Annotated in this window: 23 protein-coding genes, 1 tRNA gene and 1 pseudogene; 18 read left to right on the top strand and 7 right to left on the bottom strand. The window is 56.5% G+C overall.

Features of this window, described 5'->3' with window-relative positions; translation table 11 throughout:
* Window positions 1-125: 125 nt before the first annotated feature.
* The 3 genes and pseudogenes from PspS49_RS10160 to PspS49_RS10170 all read left to right on the top strand — a co-directional run bounded on the left by PspS49_RS10160 (window position 126) and on the right by PspS49_RS10170 (window position 2282).
* Window positions 126-202: transfer RNA gene (locus tag PspS49_RS10160), tRNA-Val, on the top strand.
* 765 nt (window positions 203-967) lie between these two features.
* Window positions 968-1318 carry a hypothetical protein gene (locus PspS49_RS10165; RefSeq protein ID WP_174245052.1) on the top strand — a complete coding sequence of 117 codons (351 nt, stop codon included), beginning with the start codon at window positions 968-970 and terminating at the stop codon, window positions 1316-1318.
* A gap of 522 nt (window positions 1319-1840) precedes the next feature.
* Window positions 1841-2282 (top strand): annotated as a pseudogene (locus PspS49_RS10170) (DUF2214 family protein).
* Between the two features lie 227 nt (window positions 2283-2509).
* On the opposite strand, the gene csrA reads toward PspS49_RS10170, so the two are convergent.
* Complete coding sequence (gene csrA / locus PspS49_RS10175) at window positions 2510-2704, bottom strand: carbon storage regulator CsrA (RefSeq protein WP_003179932.1); 195 nt, start codon at window positions 2702-2704, stop codon at window positions 2510-2512.
* A 250-nt stretch (window positions 2705-2954) separates the two neighbouring features.
* Between csrA and PspS49_RS10180 the strand changes: the two genes are divergently transcribed.
* Both PspS49_RS10180 and PspS49_RS10185 read left to right on the top strand, forming a co-directional pair.
* Window positions 2955-3320 (top strand): SPOR domain-containing protein, encoded by a 366-nt coding sequence (locus tag PspS49_RS10180; RefSeq protein WP_127926591.1) that lies wholly within the window; start codon window positions 2955-2957, stop codon window positions 3318-3320.
* An 87-nt stretch (window positions 3321-3407) separates the two neighbouring features.
* Window positions 3408-4310, top strand: a complete 903-nt coding sequence (locus tag PspS49_RS10185) for a siderophore-interacting protein (RefSeq protein ID WP_160039058.1) — start codon at window positions 3408-3410, stop codon at window positions 4308-4310.
* 53 nt (window positions 4311-4363) lie between these two features.
* Here the strand turns inward: PspS49_RS10185 and PspS49_RS10190 are convergent, their stop codons facing one another.
* From PspS49_RS10190 to PspS49_RS10200, 3 genes are all read right to left on the bottom strand, one after another.
* Window positions 4364-5053: an endonuclease I family protein gene (locus PspS49_RS10190; protein ID WP_095111733.1), complete on the bottom strand. Its 690-nt coding sequence runs from the start codon at window positions 5051-5053 to the stop codon at window positions 4364-4366.
* Between the two features lie 4 nt (window positions 5054-5057).
* Window positions 5058-5348, bottom strand: a complete 291-nt coding sequence (locus tag PspS49_RS10195) for a DUF1654 domain-containing protein (RefSeq protein ID WP_034152753.1) — start codon at window positions 5346-5348, stop codon at window positions 5058-5060.
* 176 nt (window positions 5349-5524) lie between these two features.
* Window positions 5525-6613 (bottom strand): asparaginase, encoded by a 1089-nt coding sequence (locus tag PspS49_RS10200; RefSeq protein ID WP_034152752.1) that lies wholly within the window; start codon window positions 6611-6613, stop codon window positions 5525-5527.
* A gap of 349 nt (window positions 6614-6962) precedes the next feature.
* On the opposite strand from PspS49_RS10200, the gene PspS49_RS10205 reads away from it, so the two are divergent.
* The 8 genes from PspS49_RS10205 (at window position 6963) to PspS49_RS10240 (ending at window position 14580) form a co-directional block, all read left to right on the top strand.
* Window positions 6963-7412: a hypothetical protein gene (locus PspS49_RS10205; protein ID WP_127926593.1), complete on the top strand. Its 450-nt coding sequence runs from the start codon at window positions 6963-6965 to the stop codon at window positions 7410-7412.
* A gap of 200 nt (window positions 7413-7612) precedes the next feature.
* Window positions 7613-8569, top strand: a complete 957-nt coding sequence (locus PspS49_RS10210) for a sugar ABC transporter substrate-binding protein (RefSeq protein WP_077571943.1) — start codon at window positions 7613-7615, stop codon at window positions 8567-8569.
* Between the two features lie 57 nt (window positions 8570-8626).
* The gene (locus tag PspS49_RS10215) at window positions 8627-10180 is read left to right on the top strand and encodes a sugar ABC transporter ATP-binding protein (RefSeq protein WP_160039060.1); all 1554 of its coding nucleotides are present in this window, start codon (window positions 8627-8629) and stop codon (window positions 10178-10180) included.
* Window positions 10177-11154, top strand: a complete 978-nt coding sequence (locus PspS49_RS10220; RefSeq protein WP_127926595.1) for an ABC transporter permease — start codon at window positions 10177-10179, stop codon at window positions 11152-11154. Before PspS49_RS10215 ends, PspS49_RS10220 begins: the two co-directional genes overlap by 4 nt.
* Before the next feature lie 3 nt (window positions 11155-11157).
* A complete protein-coding gene (locus PspS49_RS10225; protein WP_160039062.1) occupies window positions 11158-12177 on the top strand; it encodes a LacI family DNA-binding transcriptional regulator in 1020 nt (339 codons plus the stop codon).
* Between the two features lie 24 nt (window positions 12178-12201).
* The gene (rbsK, locus tag PspS49_RS10230; RefSeq protein ID WP_150774006.1) at window positions 12202-13119 is read left to right on the top strand and encodes a ribokinase; all 918 of its coding nucleotides are present in this window, start codon (window positions 12202-12204) and stop codon (window positions 13117-13119) included.
* Window positions 13116-13520 carry a D-ribose pyranase gene (gene rbsD / locus PspS49_RS10235; protein ID WP_123592850.1) on the top strand — a complete coding sequence of 135 codons (405 nt, stop codon included), beginning with the start codon at window positions 13116-13118 and terminating at the stop codon, window positions 13518-13520. Before rbsK ends, rbsD begins: the two co-directional genes overlap by 4 nt.
* A 31-nt stretch (window positions 13521-13551) precedes the next feature.
* A complete protein-coding gene (locus tag PspS49_RS10240; RefSeq protein ID WP_016984942.1) occupies window positions 13552-14580 on the top strand; it encodes a nucleoside hydrolase in 1029 nt (342 codons plus the stop codon).
* A 34-nt stretch (window positions 14581-14614) separates the two neighbouring features.
* Here the strand turns inward: PspS49_RS10240 and PspS49_RS10245 are convergent, their stop codons facing one another.
* Complete coding sequence (locus tag PspS49_RS10245; protein WP_127926598.1) at window positions 14615-14821, bottom strand: hypothetical protein; 207 nt, start codon at window positions 14819-14821, stop codon at window positions 14615-14617.
* 130 nt (window positions 14822-14951) lie between these two features.
* On the opposite strand from PspS49_RS10245, the gene PspS49_RS10250 reads away from it, so the two are divergent.
* Complete coding sequence (locus tag PspS49_RS10250) at window positions 14952-15257, top strand: hypothetical protein (RefSeq protein ID WP_034152743.1); 306 nt, start codon at window positions 14952-14954, stop codon at window positions 15255-15257.
* Between the two features lie 169 nt (window positions 15258-15426).
* On the top strand, window positions 15427-15744 hold the full coding sequence (locus PspS49_RS10255) for an I78 family peptidase inhibitor (protein WP_127926599.1): 318 nt from the start codon (window positions 15427-15429) through the stop codon (window positions 15742-15744).
* Window positions 15745-15816: 72 nt separating this feature from the next.
* Here the strand turns inward: PspS49_RS10255 and PspS49_RS10260 are convergent, their stop codons facing one another.
* Both PspS49_RS10260 and PspS49_RS10265 read right to left on the bottom strand, forming a co-directional pair.
* Entirely contained in the window at window positions 15817-16029 is a 213-nt protein-coding gene (locus tag PspS49_RS10260; RefSeq protein WP_003179963.1) for a cold-shock protein, read from the bottom strand.
* Between the two features lie 288 nt (window positions 16030-16317).
* Window positions 16318-16620, bottom strand: coding sequence for a hypothetical protein (locus PspS49_RS10265; RefSeq protein WP_095111728.1), 303 nt, complete (start codon window positions 16618-16620; stop codon window positions 16318-16320).
* Window positions 16621-16991: 371 nt separating this feature from the next.
* Here PspS49_RS10265 and thrS point away from each other — a divergent pair, with 371 nt between their 5' ends.
* The 3 genes from thrS to rpmI are packed head-to-tail and all read left to right on the top strand — an operon-like array spanning window position 16992 to window position 19720.
* On the top strand, window positions 16992-18914 hold the full coding sequence (thrS, locus tag PspS49_RS10270) for a threonine--tRNA ligase (RefSeq protein WP_160039064.1): 1923 nt from the start codon (window positions 16992-16994) through the stop codon (window positions 18912-18914).
* Window positions 18914-19465, top strand: a complete 552-nt coding sequence (gene infC, locus PspS49_RS10275; protein WP_171057393.1) for a translation initiation factor IF-3 — start codon at window positions 18914-18916, stop codon at window positions 19463-19465. Before thrS ends, infC begins: the two co-directional genes overlap by 1 nt.
* Window positions 19466-19525: 60 nt before the next feature.
* A complete protein-coding gene (rpmI, locus tag PspS49_RS10280) occupies window positions 19526-19720 on the top strand; it encodes a 50S ribosomal protein L35 (RefSeq protein WP_002553160.1) in 195 nt (64 codons plus the stop codon).
* The last annotated feature ends 6 nt before the right edge of the window (window positions 19721-19726 follow it).

Genomic DNA, 19726 nt, shown 5'->3' on the forward strand with positions numbered 1-19726 from the left:
CCTCCGCCAGCCACCGGAAAATCTTCGTCGGAGCCCCGAAATTAAATATTTTGCATATTCATAGGGTTAGGTGAAAAAAAGGTGTTGACACCCCTCCGGAATTCCGTAGAATGCCGCCTCACAGCAGGCACGTAGCTCAGTTGGTTAGAGCACCACCTTGACATGGTGGGGGTCGTTGGTTCGAGTCCAATCGCGCCTACCAAACAAAATCCGCTCTGCTGGGCGGTCTGGAAGGGCTCACCGAAAGGTGGGCCCTTTTTTGTTGTCTGCGATTTGTAAAACGTTTGCAAAACCCCCATCTCAGAACAGCTAATTCGGGTCTGGTCAGGGGCCTCCGATAACATCGCAAGATTATCAATCCAGGCATTATCAATGAAGACATGGATGGCAGTAGGGATAGTACTAGCGGCTATGCAGGCAAGCGGTACGGTATATGCCGACGATAGTGGGGATGGGGTGAAATTTTTAAAGTCTTGCAAAGGACTCCTAAACTACTGGGATGGTAAGCCGACGGAGGCTAGCTATGATGCAGGAGCCATGGGCTACTGCGTTGGAGTCGTACGAGGTGTCCGCGGCACCCTGCAAATTCTTGGCAGCGAATTAAAGGACGGCCGTCTTAGGGTGTGCCTGCCTGAGGATTACACAGAGCAGGCTGGAGTTCGCTCAGTCGTTAACTACCTTGATGATCATCCTGAAAAATTGACGTCCTTAGTTGAGAGCGTCACGATGCTGGCGCTCCGCTCTTCATATCCCTGTAGGTAACGGCGGCACCGCAGTTTCAAATCCGCAGTCACTTTCATGTAGACCGGGGCGGCTATGATTTTTCGACTTCTCGGGTAATCCCTTGATGGTGTGCTGCTCGAGGTCAACGCCCGACTTCAGCTACAGCACAATATCCTCCCGCCGCTGGAGGCTGAGGTATCTGAGTTACCTTTCGAGAAACTCACTTAGGTTGTTTAGGTAGTTCGTGTTGCGATTCGAGATTTTCAGTAATGGGCAACGTATCGGATGGTCCGATCTCGAGCTTGGCGATCCGCCTATGGGGGTTGCCTTTGGTGTGTTTGTACCAAGTCCTGACTACTCCAGCTTCCAGCAGCAAATCAGAGCCTCTACTCAGCGTGACCAGAGACACTTCAACTTTGCTGTACACATTGTGGAAGGGCAGCAGATTCGTGCCTCCGGCGTGTCCATTGCAGACTACTCGGCTGATTGTGGGCCGGATGCAATAGAAATCACCGTTCTAGGTATCGAGTACCCGGACTATGGGGAAATTTTTCCAGAGCACGTTGACGCTTATCGGCACCAATTTGATGTCTAGCTGTATCAGCAATTGAGAGTCTTGGATGGTTTACGGATCTATCGCTGCGCAGGTTATGGCGAGGGATGCTGATCCACTGTGAGTGGTGCTTCATCGTTTTGCGGTCCTTGCTGAATTGCGCGCGCATGTCTTCGTTGTGCGCCCATCGTGATTGAGTTGCTGCATCGTCGAGCCGGGCAGTTAGCTGACGATTCGCCCGTTCGTCGCCAGCGACCTTTAAAAAAGTGTGGATATTGAACAGGTTACGACTGTTACTAACCAACCGGTTATCAAAAAAACGTTGTTACTGTTGGTGGAATTAAGTAACATCCGCCCCGCGTTCACCACCACGGTTTATGCATTTTTAAATCCCAAGCTTCCATCAGCTGCTTGGGATTTTTTTTGCCTGCGATTTGGCATCTGCTGTTTCAATTCTCCTCGCAATGCGTCATCGCGCCCGGCGATTGCGCCGCAAGCAAATCCCTGCTTTTTCGACTACTACTGACTGGCCGATTTTCAACTCATCTTGATGGGGGTGTATCGATGCTGGTTCATTGGTTTCTTGCAGCTATTCATCTACTGGCTTTTGCCCTGGGCTTTTGGGCGGTTCTGACTCGAGGGACGGCATTCAGCCGCCTTGCTGCTGGCGCAGGTGAGGCAAGGCGCGTTTTGCTCGCCGATAATCTATGGGGTGTTTCTGCGTTGATTCTGCTGGTGACAGGCGGTATGCGGGCTTTTGGAGGCTTTGAAAAGGGCACTGAAGCAACTGTTTCATCTGAAGATGACGCTGTTTGTGCTGATCCTGATTGTCGAGCTCGCCCCGATGATCACGTTGATCAAGTGGCGGATCGCGTCCGCACGCGGCGCAGCAATCGATACCGGGCGCGCGAAGCTGTACGCGCGAATCAGTCATGTCGAGGCGTTGCTTTTGGTGCTGATGGTGATTGCGGCCACGGGCATGGCGCGAGGCGTGACATTCGGTTAGAGGGCGAATTCTCTGCGCGCTATCGGAAACGTCCGACAGCCAGTCTCGGGGATGGCAGGTAGTATCGGGCGGCAAGGAGATAGTGGGGGGATGTAGTGGAATCGGAATTGGATTTGGTGCGTCAGGCGCCGTGCCCAGCAGAGTGGGGAGCGGATGGCAATACGGCGCGTGAATCTCTAGCCAGTCATTCCACAAGGTAAACGGACTGGCTACTGACTGCGATTGGTTCAGGGAGTTTGTGGCTTGTCCGGGGCGGTCAGGCCAGCCTGAATACGCTGGTAAATCTCTTCACGGTGAACGGCAACGTTTTTCGGAGCGTTGATACCAATGCGAACCTGTTGGCCGCTTACGCCCAGAATGGTGATAGTGATGTCATCACCGATGTTTATGCTTTCACCGACTTTGCGGGTGAGTATCAGCATGGTCTTCTCCTTGATTGCTTTGTAGGGCACCTGATTCAGACAGTGCAGAGGTCGGTGGTACGTATAGATTAGTGCGAAGTCTCACGGTTTGGGTGCCTCTTTCTGACGCGCAGAAGCGGCATTAATTCCCAGGGCGTAACTATACAGAGGCTGCAACCATCAATCTCGTTGTTTTGTGCCCATTTTGCGGGGCTCGCGAAGTATTTATGAATGATAAGATCGCGGCTTTGAGAATTTCGAGGAAAGCGTTGTGCGCAAATTGGTTTGGGTAGTCGCGGCACTGGTATTGGCAGGGTGTGGCGAAGGCAAGAACGTAGACGCACCGAAACCACAGTCGGCCGCAGTGACGGCACCGGCGGCGGTTGCACCACAATGGGATCTCGAGGTGCGCGGCGAAACTCCGCAGGCTGTCAGCGATCTGAGCGGCTGGTTGATTGAGCACGCCTTCGTGCCTACGGTGATCAAGGACAGCAGTGGCAAAGCGCGAATTCTGATTGGTCCTTTCAACTCGCAAGCCGAAGCTGAAGCCCGAAAAGTACAAGTGGATGCCGCTCTGGTGAAAGCCAAGAAGCAGAATATTGAATCGGTGGTGATCGAGCACCCGCTCACGCCGTAACTGCTGCAGTTCAGCGGAGCGACCTAAAGGACCTCGGATGTGGCTCGTCTTATACGAGTCAGTCACGATTTTCCGAAGGAGCTCCGCATGGCCTCCGCCAATCCTTACAAGCTGTTCGACGTCATCCTGCATCGCAAAACCTTACTCAGCCCGCACATGATGCGGATCACGCTGGCCAGTCCTGCCGTTAAGGAAATGGCCACTTGGGCGCCGGATCAAAGGGTCAAACTGTTTTTTCCTGCGGCTGATGGTTCGCCTGCCAGGCTTGCTCAGGGCGAAGGTTGGTACGCCCGCTTCAAGGCAATGATTGCCGATCGACGTCCGGCCATGCGCACTTACACCATTCGCCATTTGCGTGCAGAACAAGGCGAAGTGGATATTGATTTCGTCCTGCACGGTGAAACCGGGCCGGCTTCGCGTTGGGCGCTTCGGGCGCAGCCCGGTGATTCGATGCAGATTCTCGCCCCGGATCGCCGCTTTTCAGCACGGGACGCCGGAGGATTCGAATGGAAGCCGCCGCAGATCCTCAAGCAGGTTCTGCTGGTCGCCGACGGCACGGCGCTACCTGCGGCCATGGGCATTCTTGATGAGTTGGCTGCTATGGCCGAGCCGCCCCTGACGCAGGCGTTCTTCGAGGTCGACAGTCCTGAAGATATGCTGCCGGTTCCCGATTGGGCGGGGCTCACGGTGCAGTGGCTGATCCGGGGCCAAGCCAGTGCTGGTACGTTGATGGTGGCGGCGGTACAGAAAGCGGTTTCGCCCATTCATGCCTCATCCATCGGCCAGGCTGTCGAGTTGGCCGAGGTCGATATCGATAAAGAGATTCTTTGGGAAATAGCCGAGACAGCCAGTGAGGGTTTCTATGGCTGGATCGCTGGAGAAAGCGCTGCGGTGATGAGCCTGCGCAGGTACTTGATTAAAGAATGCGGGATTGCGCGGCAGTCGCTCAACCTGATGGGGTACTGGCGCTACAACAAGGCAGGCAGCTAGCCACAAAAAAGGCCTCGGACATGACGTTCGAGGCCTTTTCTTTTAAGTGTCGATCAGCCGCAGGCTTTCATGTTCACCGGACCGACAAACTCATTGCCGCGTCCCATCACGCACGCCACGCTCTGATTGCGCTGACGCTCCCAGTCCTGCACCGGGTAAGTCTTGTCCCACGCTTCATACAATTGTCGATCCTGCTTCGACAGGCGCAAGCCGTATTGCTTGCTCATGTAGAAGTAAGTCCGGGCGATCATGCCGCGAATCGACGGGCGAGGCATGACCTTCTTCGCCTTGAAGTCGACCTGGGTCAGACATGAGCCGTACTGCCCGGACTGCACTGGCAACCAACCGTAGCTGAAGTTGCTGCGATCGCCATTGACCTCGCCAATGCTCGGCACCAGGTTATGCAGATCGGCTTCAGCCTTCTGATAGCTGGGGTCGTAACGGGTGCAGTTCTTGCGTCCACCTTCCTGCCAGCATTGGCGCTGATGGCCGAATTGCCAGGCGGGCACGATATGCTCCCATTCGATGCGTGATGCACGTTTGGCGTTCTTGCGTGGTACATAACCGCAGGCTTTCAGATCAACCTTGTTGCCGGTGTATTTGCACCCGCAGTAAAACTCTGTGGACTGTGGTGCGTACAGCTTCCAGGCGACCTTCTTGGCTTCGGTAAATGTGCGGGGTGCGCCAGCCTGCGCCCCCATGGTGATGAACAGCAACAGCAATGCAAAACAGCGGACACTCATTGAATCAATCTTCCTTCGGTACAACCCAAAAAATCTGCACGCCACCGTCGTCGCGATAGGCGAGGGTGACGTTGTCGTTCTCGTCGATTTCCTCGAGCAGGCGCTCCCACTCATCCATCGGTTCGTCCGGCAGACGGAAGATCAGTGCGGCTTTGGCTTTTTGGGCGGTGGGAGAATTGATGATTTTCTGAACGCGCATACCCATGCGTTCGTAAGCGTCAGGAGCATCAGGGGAGGTGGCCACGAGGTTATCCTTATTAAGCTGTACGTGCATACAGTATTTAACTGTAAGCATTTTCGCAACTGCTTAAAATTCAAGAAAATCCTCTGACAGCGCTTTTCCTGTTTTGGTGTAGGCCGTGTCGATTTTTTTGTGGGAAAAATGCGAGAGCGTTGTAGGTGACACACCACCCGCCCTAGAGCGAGTGGTGTGCAGGGTGCCCGATCAGGAATGGATCGGGCGAAGATCAATCAGTATTCCCAGAACATCCGTTGCAGCTCTTTGCTGTCATTGGTTTTGGTCAGGGCGACCATCGCCAGGATGCGGGCTTTTTGCGGGTTCAGGTCGTGTGCAACAACCCAGTCGTACTTGTCGTCTGGCTGTTCGGCGTTACGCAGAACGAAGCCGCCAGCATTGACGTGGGACGAGCGAATGATTTGTACGCCATCCTTGCGCAGTGCTTGCAGGGCCGGAACTACGCGGGAGGACACCGAGCCGTTACCGGTACCGGCGTGGATGATCGCCTTGGCACCGGACTGTGCGAGAGCCTTGTAGGCAGTGTCGCTGACGTTGCCGTAGGAATAGGCGATTTCTACGTCAGGAAGGCTCTTGATGTTTTTGATGTCGAATTCCGAATCCATGGTGTGACGCTTGGCTGGCAAGCGGAACCAGTAGGATTTGCCTTCAACCACCATGCCCAATGGACCCCAGGCGCTTTTGAACGCTTCGGTCTTGATGTTGATCATTTTGCTGACATCGCGACCGGACTGGATTTCATCATTCATGGTCACCAGTACGCCTTTGCCGTGCGCTTCTTTGCTGCTGGCCACGGCCACGGCGTTGTACAGGTTGAGCATGCCGTCTGCAGACATGGCGGTGCCCGGACGCATCGAGCCGACGACGATGATCGGCTTGTCGGTTTTTTCCACGAGGTTGAGGAAGTAAGCGGTTTCTTCCAGGGTGTCGGTGCCGTGGGTGATGACGATGCCGTCGACGTCTTTGCTGTCAGCCAGTTCGGCCACACGACGACCCAGTTGCAGCAGGTTTTCGTTGGTGATGCTTTCCGAGGCAATCTGCATGACTTGTTCGCCACGCACATTCGCCAGTTTGCTCAGCTCGGGAATACCGGCGATCAATTGTTCGACACCCACCTTGGCCGCTTGGTAGGTGGCGCTGTTGGCGGCGCTCGCGCCAGCACCGGCAATGGTGCCGCCCGTAGCAAGTACCACAACGTTAGCGAGCTTGGTCTGGGTTTCGACTTCTTTTGCCTGGAGGGCGGTGGGCAGGAGCAGGAGGAGGGCCAAAGCGCCCGGAACCAAAGTATTGAAAGCAGATTTCATTATTTTTCTCTCTAGTAGTGAGACGGTGCTGATGCAGGTTCATCTAGATGCACCCCAAGCCGATCTGGATTCTTGGGATGCGATGAAGGGAGCAGGATCTGTACCAGCGCTACTTTGCGCTAGAAAAATGTTTAACCTGATGATTTGCATCAAGATTTTCTCAGTTTGAAAATCCTGCGCACCATCCTCTATCCGGGTTTCCGAACAATGGACGTCTTCGCGTTCGGCTCTCCGAAAAGGACTACTGCTTCTGTCGAGTGATTCGGGTTGCCGGTTTGGGTTTTTCTGCTAAAGAAAGCTTCGCGCAGGCCGATGGGTGTTCAAGGAAACTAAAAGGTAGGGAGTTCACATGTCACTGACGGTCGGTTTTTCAAATCCCGGTGCAGTCACCATCGGCGGCAAAACCGCAGCGACGATCAACGCATTGAGCGAGGCAGAGGCGGACGCCTCTGCCGAGGCGCTGGGTACGGAGAAAGATCAAGGCAACCAGGTCAGAACCGGTGGAGCTGCCGCGCCAGAAGACAGCAAGGCTGAAAGCGGCGACAACCTGAGCGTCACGGTCAAGATGTTGCTCAAGCGCATGCAGGAACTGCAGAAGCAACTTCAGGAGCAGCAACAACAACTGGCGGCCGCACAAGCCAAGACCTATCCGACGCCTGAGGCCAAATCGCAAGCGGTGATGTCCATTCAGGGGCAAATCGCGCAAACCAGCGCTGCGATGGCAGAAGTGGCTGGTGCACTGGTCAAGGAAATGACGAAGAGTTCTACCAGCGGTAACCTGGTCAGCACCACGGCATAAGCAGCGAAGCGGCGAGTCCGACGATTCGCCCTACAACAAATGACGATTTCTGATTGTTGACAAATGTCGGCGGGATTCGCATAGTTCGGTCTACGCAAACGTTTGCGCGGCTTTTTCGGCGCAGTATCGGCCAGAAAAGCCGGTGTAGCTTACGCTAGCGCAAACGTTGCTCACAATAATCATAAGATCGGAGTGAACCCATGAAGCTGCCATTCGCTGGACGTCTTCTTGCTGTCGCTATGCTGGCTGCCACAGCCGCCGCACTACCTGTCTCCTCGGCATTCGCCGAATCCGCCGAAAAACCTAAAGTCGCACTGGTCATGAAGTCTCTGGCCAACGAATTCTTCCTGACCATGGAAGATGGCGCCAAGGCCTACCAGAAAGAACACTCCGCCGATTTCGACCTGATCTCCAACGGTATCAAGGACGAAACCGACACTGCCGGCCAGACTCGCATCGTCGAACAGATGATCCTGGCCAAGGTCAATGCACTGGTTATCGCACCCTCCGATTCCAAGGCCATGGTGCCGGTGATCAAGAAAGCCGTCGATGCCGGCATCACCGTGATCAACATCGATAATCAGCTCGATCCGGCCATCGTCAAAAGCAAAAATATCAGTGTGCCTTTCGTAGGCCCGGACAACCGCAAAGGTGCGCGTCTGGTCGGTGAATACCTGGCCAAGCAGCTCAAGGCCGGTGACGAAGTCGGCATCATTGAAGGCGTCTCCACGACGACCAACGCCCAGCAGCGCACCGCTGGCTTCAAGGATGCGATGGACGCTGCACAGATCAAGATCGTTTCCCTGCAATCCGGTGACTGGGAAATCGACAAGGGCAACAAGGTTGCCGCGTCGATCCTCAGCGAATACCCGGACGTCAAAGCGCTGCTGGCCGGCAACGACAGCATGGCTGTAGGTGCGGTCTCCGCCGTGCGCGCTGCCGGCAAGGCCGGTCAGGTCCAAGTCGTCGGTTACGACAACATCAATGCCATCAAGCCAATGCTCAAAGACGGCCGCGTGCTGGCTACTGCTGACCAGTTCGCTGCGAAGCAAGCTGTGTTCGGCATCGAAACCGCGCTGAAAATCATCAAAGGCGAGAAAGTCGACAGCGGCGCCAACGGCGTGATCGAAACACCGGTCGAGCTGGTCACCCAGTAAGTCTTCTGGCGACACAACGGCGCTCGTCCGTCCGGGCGAGCGCATGGAGAGTTTTTTATGTCAGTTTCCGCCCCGAACGCTGTCCTCTCGGTCAGCGGTATCGGTAAGACCTATGCGCAACCGGTGCTCAGCGGCATCGATCTGACGCTGATGCGCGGTGAAGTGCTGGCGCTGACCGGCGAGAATGGTGCCGGCAAAAGTACGCTGTCGAAGATCATTGGCGGACTGGTCACGCCGACCACCGGCCAGATGCAATTCCACGGCAAGGACTACCGTCCGGGCAGCCGTACCCAGGCTGAAGAGCTCGGCGTGCGTATGGTCATGCAAGAACTCAATCTGTTGCCGACGCTGTCGGTCGCGGAAAACCTGTTTCTCGACAACCTGCCAAGCAACGGCGGCTGGATCAGCCGCAAGCAACTGCGCAAAGCGGCGATCGAAGCCATGGCGCAAGTCGGTCTCGACGCCATTGACCCGGATACGCTGGTCGGCGAGTTGGGTATCGGGCATCAGCAGATGGTCGAAATCGCCCGCAACCTGATCGGCGATTGCCATGTGCTGATTCTCGACGAACCGACCGCGATGCTCACCGCGCGCGAAGTCGAAATGCTCTTTGAGCAGATCACCCGCTTGCAGGCGCGCGGCGTTTCGATCATCTACATTTCCCACCGTCTCGAAGAGCTTGCCCGAGTGGCGCAGCGCATTGCCGTGCTGCGTGACGGCAATCTGGTCTGCGTCGAGCCGATGGCCAATTACAACAGCGAGCAACTGGTCACGTTGATGGTCGGTCGCGAACTGGGCGAGCATATCGACATGGGCCCGCGCAAGATTGGAGCCCCGGCGCTGACGATCACCGGTTTGACTCGCTCTGACAAAGTGCGCGATGTCTCGTTCGAAGTGCGTGCCGGCGAGATCTTCGGGATTTCCGGACTGATCGGGGCAGGGCGCACGGAATTACTGCGTTTGATATTCGGTGCAGACACCGCTGACAGCGGCAGCATTGCACTTGGCTCGCCAGCCAAAGTAGTCAGTGTGCGCTCGCCAGTCGATGCGGTGCGCAATGGCATCGCGTTGATCACCGAGGACCGCAAGGGTGAAGGCCTGCTGCTCAGTCAGTCGATCAGCGCCAATATCGCTTTGGGCAATATGCCGGAAATCTCCAGTGGCGGTGTCGTCAACAACGGCGACGAGATCGCATTGGCGCAACGTCAGATCGACGCTATGCGCATCCGCAGTTCAAGCCCGACGCAGCTGGTTTCAGAGTTGTCCGGTGGTAACCAGCAGAAGGTCGTGATCGGCCGCTGGCTGGAGCGTGATTGTTCGGTGTTGCTGTTCGATGAGCCGACCCGTGGCATCGACGTTGGCGCCAAGTTTGACATTTATGCCTTGCTCGGCGAACTGACGCGCCAGGGCAAAGCGCTGGTGGTGGTGTCCAGTGACCTGCGCGAACTGATGTTGATTTGCGACCGGATCGGCGTGTTGTCGGCAGGACGGCTGATCGACACCTTCGAGCGCGACAGCTGGACCCAGGATGACTTGCTTGCCGCCGCGTTCGCCGGCTACCAAAAACGTGATGCGCTGCTCAATGAAGCGGCGCCTAGGGATCTCCCATGAAAACTGCATCTCCTGCCGGCAAACGTGGTGGCAACTTCTATGGCCTTGGCACTTATCTTGGCCTGGCCGGTGCCTTGCTGGCGATGATTGCGCTGTTCTCGGTCTTGAGCAGCCACTTTCTGTCGTATAACACCTTCAGTACCTTGGCCAACCAGATTCCTGATCTGATGGTCTTGGCGGTCGGCATGACCTTTGTACTGATCATCGGTGGCATCGACCTGTCCGTTGGTTCGGTACTGGCATTGGCGGCCTCTACGGTCAGCGTCGCCATTCTCGGTTGGGGCTGGGGCGTGTTGCCGTCAGCGTTGCTCGGCATGGCGGTGGCGGCATTGGCCGGTACAGTCACTGGTTCGATCACAGTGGCGTGGCGGATTCCATCGTTCATCGTTTCCCTGGGTGTGCTGGAAATGGCTCGGGGTCTGGCGTATCAGATGACCGGATCGCGCACCGCGTACATTGGTGATTCGTTCGCCTGGCTGTCGAATCCGATCGCGTTCGGCATCTCGCCATCGTTCATCATTGCCTTGCTGGTGATCATCATTGCTCAAGCAGTTTTGACCCGCACCGTGTTCGGTCGCTACCTGATCGGCATCGGCACCAACGAAGAGGCGGTGCGTCTGGCGGGGATCAATCCGAAACCCTACAAGATTCTGGTATTCAGCCTGATGGGCCTGCTGGCCGGTGTCGCCGCGCTGTTTCAGATCTCTCGTCTGGAAGCCGCTGACCCGAATGCCGGTTCCGGTCTGGAGCTGCAAGTGATCGCCGCGGTGGTGATCGGCGGTACCAGCCTGATGGGCGGACGCGGTTCGGTGATCAGCACGTTCTTTGGCGTATTGATCATCTCGGTACTGGCGGCGGGTCTGGCGCAGATCGGCGCGACCGAGCCGACCAAACGAATCATCACTGGCGCCGTCATCGTGATCGCGGTGGTGCTCGATACTTATCGCAGTCAGCGCGCCAGTCGCCGGGGCTAAGACATGGCAACGATCAAGGACGTGGCAGCCCTCGCGGGAATTTCCTACACGACGGTGTCGCATGTGGTGAACAACACCCGCCCGGTCAGTCAGGAAGTGCGGCTGAAAGTCGAGGCGGCGATCAAGAGCCTCGACTATGTGCCGAGTGCGGTGGCGCGCTCGCTGAAGGCCAAGACCACTGCAACCATCGGCCTGCTGGTGCCAAACAGTCTCAACCCGTACTTCGCGGAATTGGCACGGGGCATCGAGGATTACTGCGAGCGTAACGGCTACTGCGTGATCCTCTGCAACTCCGACGATAACCCCGACAAGCAGCGCAGCTATTTACGCGTCCTGCTGGAGAAGCGCATCGACGGTTTGATCGTCGCCTCCGCTGGCGGTGACAGCGGTCTGGCGCAAGGGCTGGCCGGGGTGAAAACGCCGATGGTCATCGTCGACCGTGGTCTGGACGGTGTCGATGCCGACCTGGTGCGCATCGACCACGAATACGGCGCATACCTGGCGACCCGGCACTTGTTGGAATTGGGTCATCGCGACATCGCCACCATTGGCGGTCCGGCCAGTACCAGCGTGGCGCAGATGCGTCTGGCCGGATATTGCCGGGCGCTGAAAGAGGCGGGCATTGAAGTTCGCCAGGAGCGCATGCTGGAAAGTGATTTCACCAGTACCGGCGGCTACAACGCGGCAGCGATTCTCCTCGAGAGCAATCCACCGAGCGCGATCTTTGCCGGTAACGACATGATCGGCATCGGCGTGCTGCGCGCCGCAGCGGAGCGCAATGTTCGCGTGCCGAGCGAGCTGTCGGTGATCGGTTTCGACGATATCCAGATGAGCCGTTACGTGTATCCGGCACTCACCACGGTGGGGCAATCGATCCTGCAGTTGGGCGAGATGGCGGCCGAAGTGCTGTTGCGAAGGATTGCTACGCCGACTCTGGGTACCGATCAGCGGATCGTGACCCCGAGTATTGTCTTGCGCGAATCGACCGCCCCGTTGTCCGGCGTGTTCACCGAATACCGCTGAAACCGAATTGACGAGTAATGATGTATGCCAGCAAATGTAGTGGTAATAGGCAGCCTGAACATGGATCTGGTGACCCGGGCGCCGCGGCTTCCCGTCGGTGGTGAAACGCTGATCGGTCATTCGTTTGCCACGGTTTCCGGCGGCAAGGGTGCCAATCAGGCGGTGGCCGCCGCGCGTTTGGGCGCACAGGTGGCGATGGTCGGCTGCGTTGGTAATGACGACTATGGCGTGCAGTTGCGTGACGCTCTGCTGGCCGAGCACATCGATTGCCGGGCCGTGAGCGCGGTCGAGGGGTCCAGCGGTGTGGCGTTGATTGTGGTCGATGACAACAGTCAAAACGCGATTGTCATTGTTGCCGGTGCCAACGGTGCCATGACGCCCGCAGTGATCGATCGGTTTGATGCGGTGCTGCAAGCCGCCGACGTGATCATCTGCCAGCTCGAAATTCCCGATGCCACGGTGGGGCATGCGCTCAAGCGTGCCCGTGCCCTCGGTAAAATCGTCATCCTCAATCCGGCGCCGGCCAGTCGTCCGTTGCCGGCAGACTGGTTTGCCGCAATCGACTACCTGATTCCCAACGAGAGCGAAGCGGGCGCATTGAGCGGATTGCCGGTGGATTCTCTGGAAACCGCAGAAGGTGCTGCCAGCAAGCTGATCGCCATGGGGGCAGGCAAAGTCATCATTACCCTCGGTGCTCAAGGTTCGCTGTTCGCCAATGGCAAAGGCTTCGAGCATTTCCCTGCGCCGAAAGTGAAGGCTGTCGACACCACAGCGGCGGGGGACACCTTCGTCGGTGGTTTTGCCGCTGCGCTGGCCAATGGCAAGTCCGAGGCTGAAGCGATTCGCTACGGGCAGATCGCCGCCGCGCTGTCAGTAACTCGTGCCGGCGCGCAACCGTCCATTCCAACCCAATCCGACGTACAGGCTTTTAAACCCGCATGAAAAAGACTCCTCTGCTCAACGTCGCCTTGTCGCGGCTGATCGCGTCCCTGGGCCATGGCGACATGGTGGTTATTGGTGATGCCGGGCTGCCAGTGCCGCCGGGCGTCGAGCTGATTGATCTGGCGCTGACCCATGGCGTCCCGGATTTCATCAGCACCCTGAAAGTCGTGCTCAGCGAGATGCAGGTGGAAAGCCATGCACTGGCCAAAGAAATCTTCGACAAGCAACCGACCGCGCTGAATACGCTGGACGCGTTGAATGAAGAGGGCGCTCTGGGCCGTCGCGATCTGCTCAGTCATGAGCAATTCAAGGTTCTCAGCCGACAGGCTCGGGCGATTGTTCGTACAGGCGAATGCCAGCCGTACTGCAATATCGTCCTCGTCGCCGGGGTTACATTCTGATTTTCGATTCCACATGCACAAGGAATGCGCCATGCAACGCTATGCTCAGAAACTGCATCAACTCATCCGGGGTTTACTGCTTTTGTCCGTAATCACTGCGACCGGCGCTCAGGCGGCGGAAAAAATCGACCTGATCATCGATACCGATCCAGGGGCTGACGATGTGGTCGCCCTGTTGTTCGCGCTGGCCTCGCCAGACGAACTGAACATTCGCGCGCTGACCACCGTGGCCGGCAACGTGCGCCTCGACAAGACTTCGCGTAACGCGCGCCTGGCTCGCGAGTGGGCAGGGCGCGAAGACGTACCGGTTTATGCGGGTGCGCCAAAGCCGCTGATGCGCACGCCGATCTACGCCGAGAACATCCATGGCAAGGAAGGCCTGTCGGGTGTCACCGTGCACGAACCGAAAAAGGGGCTGGCTGAAGGCAATGCCGTCAACTACCTGATCGATACCCTGAAAAAAGCCAAGCCGCACAGCATCACGATCGCCATGCTCGGTCCGCAGACCAACCTGGCATTGGCGCTAATCCAAGAGCCTGAAATCGTTCAGGGCATCAAGGAAGTGGTGATCATGGGCGGTGCGCACTTCAACGGCGGCAACATTACCCCGGTGGCGGAGTTCAACCTGTTTGCTGACCCGCAAGCGGCCGAAGTGGTCCTGAAAAGCGGCGTGAAACTCACCTACCTGCCACTGGACGTGACCCACAAGATTCTCACCAGTGATGCGCGCCTGAAACAGATCGCTGCGCTGAACAACAACGCGAGCAAGATTGTCGGCGACATCCTCAATGAGTACATCAAAGGCGACATGGAGCACTACGGTATTCCGGGTGGCCCGGTGCATGACGCTACCGTTGTGGCCTATCTGCTCAAGCCGGAACTGTTCACCGGTCGCTCGGTGAATGTCGTGGTGGATAGCCGTGAAGGGCCTACTTTCGGTCAGACCATCGTCGATTGGTACGATGGCCTGAAAGCGCCGAAGAACGCCTTCTGGGTGGAAAACGGCGACGCGCAAGGCTTCTTTGACTTGCTGACCGAGCGCCTGAAACGCCTGAAGTAAACCATTCGCCCGCAGGTGCCAGCCTGCGGGTTTTTTACACCCTCTCAATGTGTTCGTTCTGTTCGCTCGGATAGCGTTCGAAAATCTGCTTGATGAATTGCTTGGCCGCTTCCGTACCCAGCTCTTTGACCAATAGATCGATACCAATCAGCGCCAGTTCTTCTGTGGTTCCCGGGCTGTAGGAACTGTGGCCGTCTGCCCATTTGGCTTTGATGTCGGCGTCGATGCTGATGGTGGTCATGGGAGCGCTCAAAGGTCGGAAGGTCTGTGCATCGAGTTAACCATTTTGTCGGGCATTTGGCACTGCGACTTAGGCATGAACGGAGCGCTATGCGACACTTGGTATTTCAAGGCTTTCCAAGGACCGTTCTGTGCAGATCGATTTGAATACCCCTGACGGCCTCACGCTCGACGCAGTGCGCCAGTTGCTCGCCTCGGCCAGTGATGACGAGCACACGCAGCTGCGCGTGACCAAGGGCGGTATCGCTTACATTTCTTCCGGCGTTACCGGCGGGCAGGATATCGACGGTTTGCTGTTTCGCCTGGAAACCTGGGCCAAGGGCTCGGGCTACGTGGGCAATGTCGCGGCCAGTGACGAGGTGTGGGTGATGCAGATTTTCAATGCGCTGAAGGACAACTGGCCGAATCCGCCGTATGACTACATCGACATCTACTGAGCGCCATTAATATTCAGTCACGATTGATTGATGAAGTGACGCATGCCGCTCAGGCACACTCGGCGTTTTTCCGATCGTGGGGCAGGGTGATGGCCTTGGCTGTGAAACCAAAAGCCAGAATGGCGGTCGCACGATCTCAGCTTAACCATTTTGAAAACAAGGAGGCTTCATGCCTTTGAAGTTCGCGACACTGGGTGCACTTATGGCCGCTGCCATGTTGGCCGGTTGCAGCACGACCTCCAGCGAGTCGGCAAAGGAAACTGCGGCGACCGAAGCCGGTCACAGCCGCTGTGAAGCAACGGCGGCGGAGTTCGCCATCGGCAAGAAAGCTTCGCCGGAATTGCTGGAGCAGGCGCGTGCCAAAGCCGGGGCGCAGAATGCCCGCTTCCTCAAGCCGAATGACATGATCACGCTCGAGTACCGCTCGGATCGCTTGAATCTGAACACCGACAACAATCTGGTGATCACTCGTGTCAACTGCGGTTGATTAGCGAAGGCTTTTATTGCAGGCATAAAAAACCCCGTCACATGGACGGGGTTTTTTTAGTGCGCGCAGAAATTACTCTGGGCGAACCTGTGCAGCTTGCATACCCTTTTGGCCTTTCTCAGCCACGAAGGAGACGGTCTGGCCTTCTTTCAGGCTTTTGAAACCGTCGGATTCGATAGCTTTGAAGTGTACGAACAGGTCGTCACCGCCACCTTGAGGAGTGATGAAGCCGAAGCCTTTTTCATCGTTGAACCACTTAACGGTGCCGGTTTGGCGATTAGACATGGTGTATCTCCAAGAAACATATATTTTTCAGTACTGTGCTGCTCAGGCCAACTGGGCACACCCGGGTATCATAGTCGAAATGTTCGCTTTGGTAGCCCCCCGGACGTGCTGTTTGCCAATCAGTCGTGTTTTCTTTACTGCCTGTTTCCGCTGAAAGCCCCGGTTTAAAAGGCTTTGCGCGTAACGTAAAGACAATAAAAAAACCTGTAAAACCTGCATAAATCGTCTGAAAAGGCTCAAATTCAGCCCGTTTCCGGGGCGCTGAGCCGAGTCAGAATGGTTTTTTTATCACTTTTTGGCCGGTGTATTTGCCTTGCATTTGGCAATTTGGCCTAGCGCTTTCTGCTGCAGTTCAGGAGAGGCCTTGTTGTCCATCAGGGCCTGAATGTCAGCTGCAGGATAAGACTTGATGGCATCAGCGCCACAAGCGCAGTGCGATTTGGCCGCAGCAGCACCGATTTGCGGAGTCGCCGCCTGGGTGCACTGCGCCATGTACTTCTCGCGCTCGCCCTTAGGCCAGTCGGCGTGGGCACTCAGCGGCAGCAACATAACGATAGGGGCGACGACGGCGAACAGGGTATTCAGACGCATGCGAGGATGCTCCTTGTGGGTCAATGTCTTGTTATCTGAGGGCTGAAGAGGCCATCAAGTTCAGCACTCTGGCATAAAAACGGACGATTTGCCTTCTGATCAAACAGAGGCATAAGTGACCGCTCATCTGTGCTAGCATGCCGGGCTCAAGCGTTCTCAGGCTCCGGATGACCTACAGTCCCGGCAGCGGTCGACGTGCGAATATTTCGATTTGAATCCCAGTCACTCTGGTTCGGTTTTCCGGTTGGCCGCAAGGCTCCTGCCGCTGTAAGGCAGGCGTTCGTCATTGAATGGCCTGGATCGGATCTTGTACTGGCTCATCCCAACCCACGTGACCTTTGGTAGGGGTCACCACTAGGAGAGGAGGCGCCATGCCAACTATTACTCTTCCCGACGGCAGTCAACGTTCATTCGATCACCCGGTTTCCGTAGCCGAGGTCGCCGCATCCATTGGTGCCGGTCTGGCCAAAGCCACCCTGGCCGGCAAGGTCAATGGGCAACTGGTCGACGCCAGCGACATCATCAGCAATGACGCGACCCTGCAAATCATCACGCCAAAGGATGAAGAGGGGCTGGAGATCATTCGCCACTCTTGCGCTCACCTGGTTGGCCACGCGGTCAAACAGTTGTACCCGACTGCGAAAATGGTCATCGGGCCGGTCATCGACGAAGGCTTCTATTACGACATCGCCTTCGAGCGTCCTTTCACTCCGGACGACATGGCTGCCATCGAACAGCGCATGCAGCAGCTGATCGAGAAAGATTACGACGTGATCAAGAAAGTCACTCCGCGCGCCGAAGTGATCGAAGTGTTCAAGGCCCGTGGCGAAGATTACAAACTGCGCCTGGTCGAGGACATGCCGAACGAACAGGCCATGGGTCTGTACTATCACGAAGAATACGTCGACATGTGCCGCGGCCCACACGTGCCGAACACTCGCTTCCTGAAATCCTTCAAGCTGACCAAACTGTCGGGCGCCTACTGGCGTGGCGATGCCAAGAACGAGCAATTGCAGCGCGTTTACGGCACCGCTTGGGCAGACAAAAAGCAGCTGGCCGCTTATATCCAGCGCATCGAAGAAGCTGAAAAGCGCGATCACCGCAAGATCGGCAAGCGTCTGGACCTGTTCCACACCCAGGAAGAATCCCCGGGCATGGTGTTCTGGCACCCGAACGGCTGGACGCTGTACCAGGTGCTCGAGCAGTACATGCGCAAGATCCAGCGCGACAACGGCTACCTTGAGATCAAAACCCCTCAAGTCGTTGACCGCAGCCTGTGGGAGAAATCCGGGCACTGGGCAAACTACGCCGACAACATGTTTACCACTCAGTCGGAAAACCGCGACTACGCCATCAAGCCAATGAACTGCCCATGCCACGTGCAGGTGTTCAACCAGGGCCTGAAGAGCTACCGCGAGCTGCCGATGCGTCTGGCCGAGTTCGGTGCCTGCCACCGTAACGAGCCGTCGGGTGCGCTGCACGGCATCATGCGCGTACGTGCGTTCACTCAGGACGACGCCCACATCTTCTGCACAGAAGAGCAGATGCAGGCTGAATCCGCTGCATTCATCAAGCTGACCATGGACGTTTACCGCGACTTCGGCTTTACCGATGTCGAGATGAAACTGTCCACTCGTCCGGAAAAACGCGTCGGTTCCGACGAGCTGTGGGATCGCGCTGAAGCTGCACTGGCTGCAGCCCTTGATTCTGCGGGCCTGCCGTACGATCTGCAGCCGGGTGAGGGTGCGTTCTACGGTCCGAAGATCGAGTTCTCGCTGAAAGACTGCCTTGGTCGGGTCTGGCAATGTGGTACTCTGCAGCTCGATTTTAACCTGCCTGTCCGTTTGGGCGCTGAATACGTCTCCGAAGACAACAGCCGCAAACACCCAGTGATGTTGCACCGTGCGATCCTCGGTTCCTTCGAGCGTTTCGTCGGGATTCTGATCGAGCACTACGAAGGTGCGTTCCCTGCGTGGCTCGCGCCAACGCAGGCGGTGATCATGAATATCACTGATAAACAGGCAGATTTTGTTGCAGAAGTTGAAAAAACTCTCAACGAAAGCGGATTTCGTGCCAAGTCCGACTTGAGAAATGAAAAGATCGGCTTTAAAATCCGCGAGCATACTTTGCTCAAGGTTCCCTATCTTTTGGTTATCGGAGATAAGGAAGTCGAGATGCAGACTGTCGCTGTGCGTACTCGTGAAGGTGCTGACCTGGGCTCGATGCCCGTCGCCCAGTTCGCTGAGTTTCTCGCGCAAGCGGTTTCCCGGCGTGGTCGCCCAGATTCGGAGTAATTATTATTAAGCGTGAAATGAGACAAGATAAACGAGCTGCACCGAAAGCCCCGATCAACGAGAATATCTCGGCACGCGAGGTTCGGTTAATTGGCGCTGATGGCGAGCAGATTGGCATCGTCTCGATTGATGAAGCGCTTCGTATTGCTGAAGAAGCAAAGCTTGATCTGGTGGAAATCTCCGCAGACGCAATCCCACCGGTTTGCCGGGTGATGGATTACGGCAAATCGATCTTCGAAAAGAAGAAGCAGGTTGCCGCGGCGAAGAAGAACCAGAAGCAGATTCAGGTAAAAGAAATCAAGTTTCGTCCAGGGACGGAGGAAGGGGATTACCAGGTAAAACTGCGCAACCTGGTACGTTTCCTGAGTGATGGGGACAGGGCCAAGGTATCCTTGCGATTCCGCGGCCGTGAGATGGCCCACCAGGAGCTGGGGATGGAACTCCTCAAGCGGGTTGAAGCTGACCTGCTCGAGTACGGTTCGGTCGAACAGCATCCTAAGATGGAAGGACGCCAGCTGATCATGGTCATCGCCCCGAAAAAGAAGAAGTAATCAACAGGGCACGGCAGGCCTTCTGATTATGTTTATCAACTGAATGCGGAGTATCCGAACATGCCAAAAATGAAAACCAAAAGTGGTGCTGCTAAGCGGTTTCTGAAAACTGCTAACGGTATCAAGCACAAGCACGCTTTCAAGAGCCACATCCTGACTAAAATGTCGACCAAGCGTAAGCGTCAACTGCGCGGTAGCAGCTTGCTGCATCCGTCTGACGTGGCAAAAGTCGAGCGCATGCTGCGCCTTCGTTAATTTTAG

Origin of the sequence: Pseudomonas sp. S49, assembly GCF_009866785.1 — a bacterium.
Lineage (GTDB): Bacteria > Pseudomonadota > Gammaproteobacteria > Pseudomonadales > Pseudomonadaceae > Aquipseudomonas.

Excerpts from the sequence above, each read along its gene's own strand:
- csrA (WP_003179932.1), bottom strand. The coding sequence starts at position 2,704 with ATGCTGATACTCACCCGCAAAGTCGGTGAAAGCATAAACATCGGTGAT.
- PspS49_RS10185 (WP_160039058.1), top strand. The coding sequence starts at position 3,408 with ATGGCCTCCGCCAATCCTTACAAGCTGTTCGACGTCATCCTGCATCGC.
- PspS49_RS10190 (WP_095111733.1), bottom strand. The coding sequence starts at position 5,053 with ATGAGTGTCCGCTGTTTTGCATTGCTGTTGCTGTTCATCACCATGGGG.
- PspS49_RS10195 (WP_034152753.1), bottom strand. The coding sequence starts at position 5,348 with ATGCTTACAGTTAAATACTGTATGCACGTACAGCTTAATAAGGATAAC.
- PspS49_RS10200 (WP_034152752.1), bottom strand. The coding sequence starts at position 6,613 with ATGAAATCTGCTTTCAATACTTTGGTTCCGGGCGCTTTGGCCCTCCTC.
- PspS49_RS10205 (WP_127926593.1), top strand. The coding sequence starts at position 6,963 with ATGTCACTGACGGTCGGTTTTTCAAATCCCGGTGCAGTCACCATCGGC.
- PspS49_RS10210 (WP_077571943.1), top strand. The coding sequence starts at position 7,613 with ATGAAGCTGCCATTCGCTGGACGTCTTCTTGCTGTCGCTATGCTGGCT.
- PspS49_RS10215 (WP_160039060.1), top strand. The coding sequence starts at position 8,627 with ATGTCAGTTTCCGCCCCGAACGCTGTCCTCTCGGTCAGCGGTATCGGT.
- PspS49_RS10220 (WP_127926595.1), top strand. The coding sequence starts at position 10,177 with ATGAAAACTGCATCTCCTGCCGGCAAACGTGGTGGCAACTTCTATGGC.
- PspS49_RS10225 (WP_160039062.1), top strand. The coding sequence starts at position 11,158 with ATGGCAACGATCAAGGACGTGGCAGCCCTCGCGGGAATTTCCTACACG.
- rbsK (WP_150774006.1), top strand. The coding sequence starts at position 12,202 with ATGCCAGCAAATGTAGTGGTAATAGGCAGCCTGAACATGGATCTGGTG.
- rbsD (WP_123592850.1), top strand. The coding sequence starts at position 13,116 with ATGAAAAAGACTCCTCTGCTCAACGTCGCCTTGTCGCGGCTGATCGCG.
- PspS49_RS10240 (WP_016984942.1), top strand. The coding sequence starts at position 13,552 with ATGCAACGCTATGCTCAGAAACTGCATCAACTCATCCGGGGTTTACTG.
- PspS49_RS10245 (WP_127926598.1), bottom strand. The coding sequence starts at position 14,821 with ATGACCACCATCAGCATCGACGCCGACATCAAAGCCAAATGGGCAGAC.
- PspS49_RS10255 (WP_127926599.1), top strand. The coding sequence starts at position 15,427 with ATGCCTTTGAAGTTCGCGACACTGGGTGCACTTATGGCCGCTGCCATG.
- PspS49_RS10260 (WP_003179963.1), bottom strand. The coding sequence starts at position 16,029 with ATGTCTAATCGCCAAACCGGCACCGTTAAGTGGTTCAACGATGAAAAA.
- PspS49_RS10265 (WP_095111728.1), bottom strand. The coding sequence starts at position 16,620 with ATGCGTCTGAATACCCTGTTCGCCGTCGTCGCCCCTATCGTTATGTTG.
- thrS (WP_160039064.1), top strand. The coding sequence starts at position 16,992 with ATGCCAACTATTACTCTTCCCGACGGCAGTCAACGTTCATTCGATCAC.
- rpmI (WP_002553160.1), top strand. The coding sequence starts at position 19,526 with ATGCCAAAAATGAAAACCAAAAGTGGTGCTGCTAAGCGGTTTCTGAAA.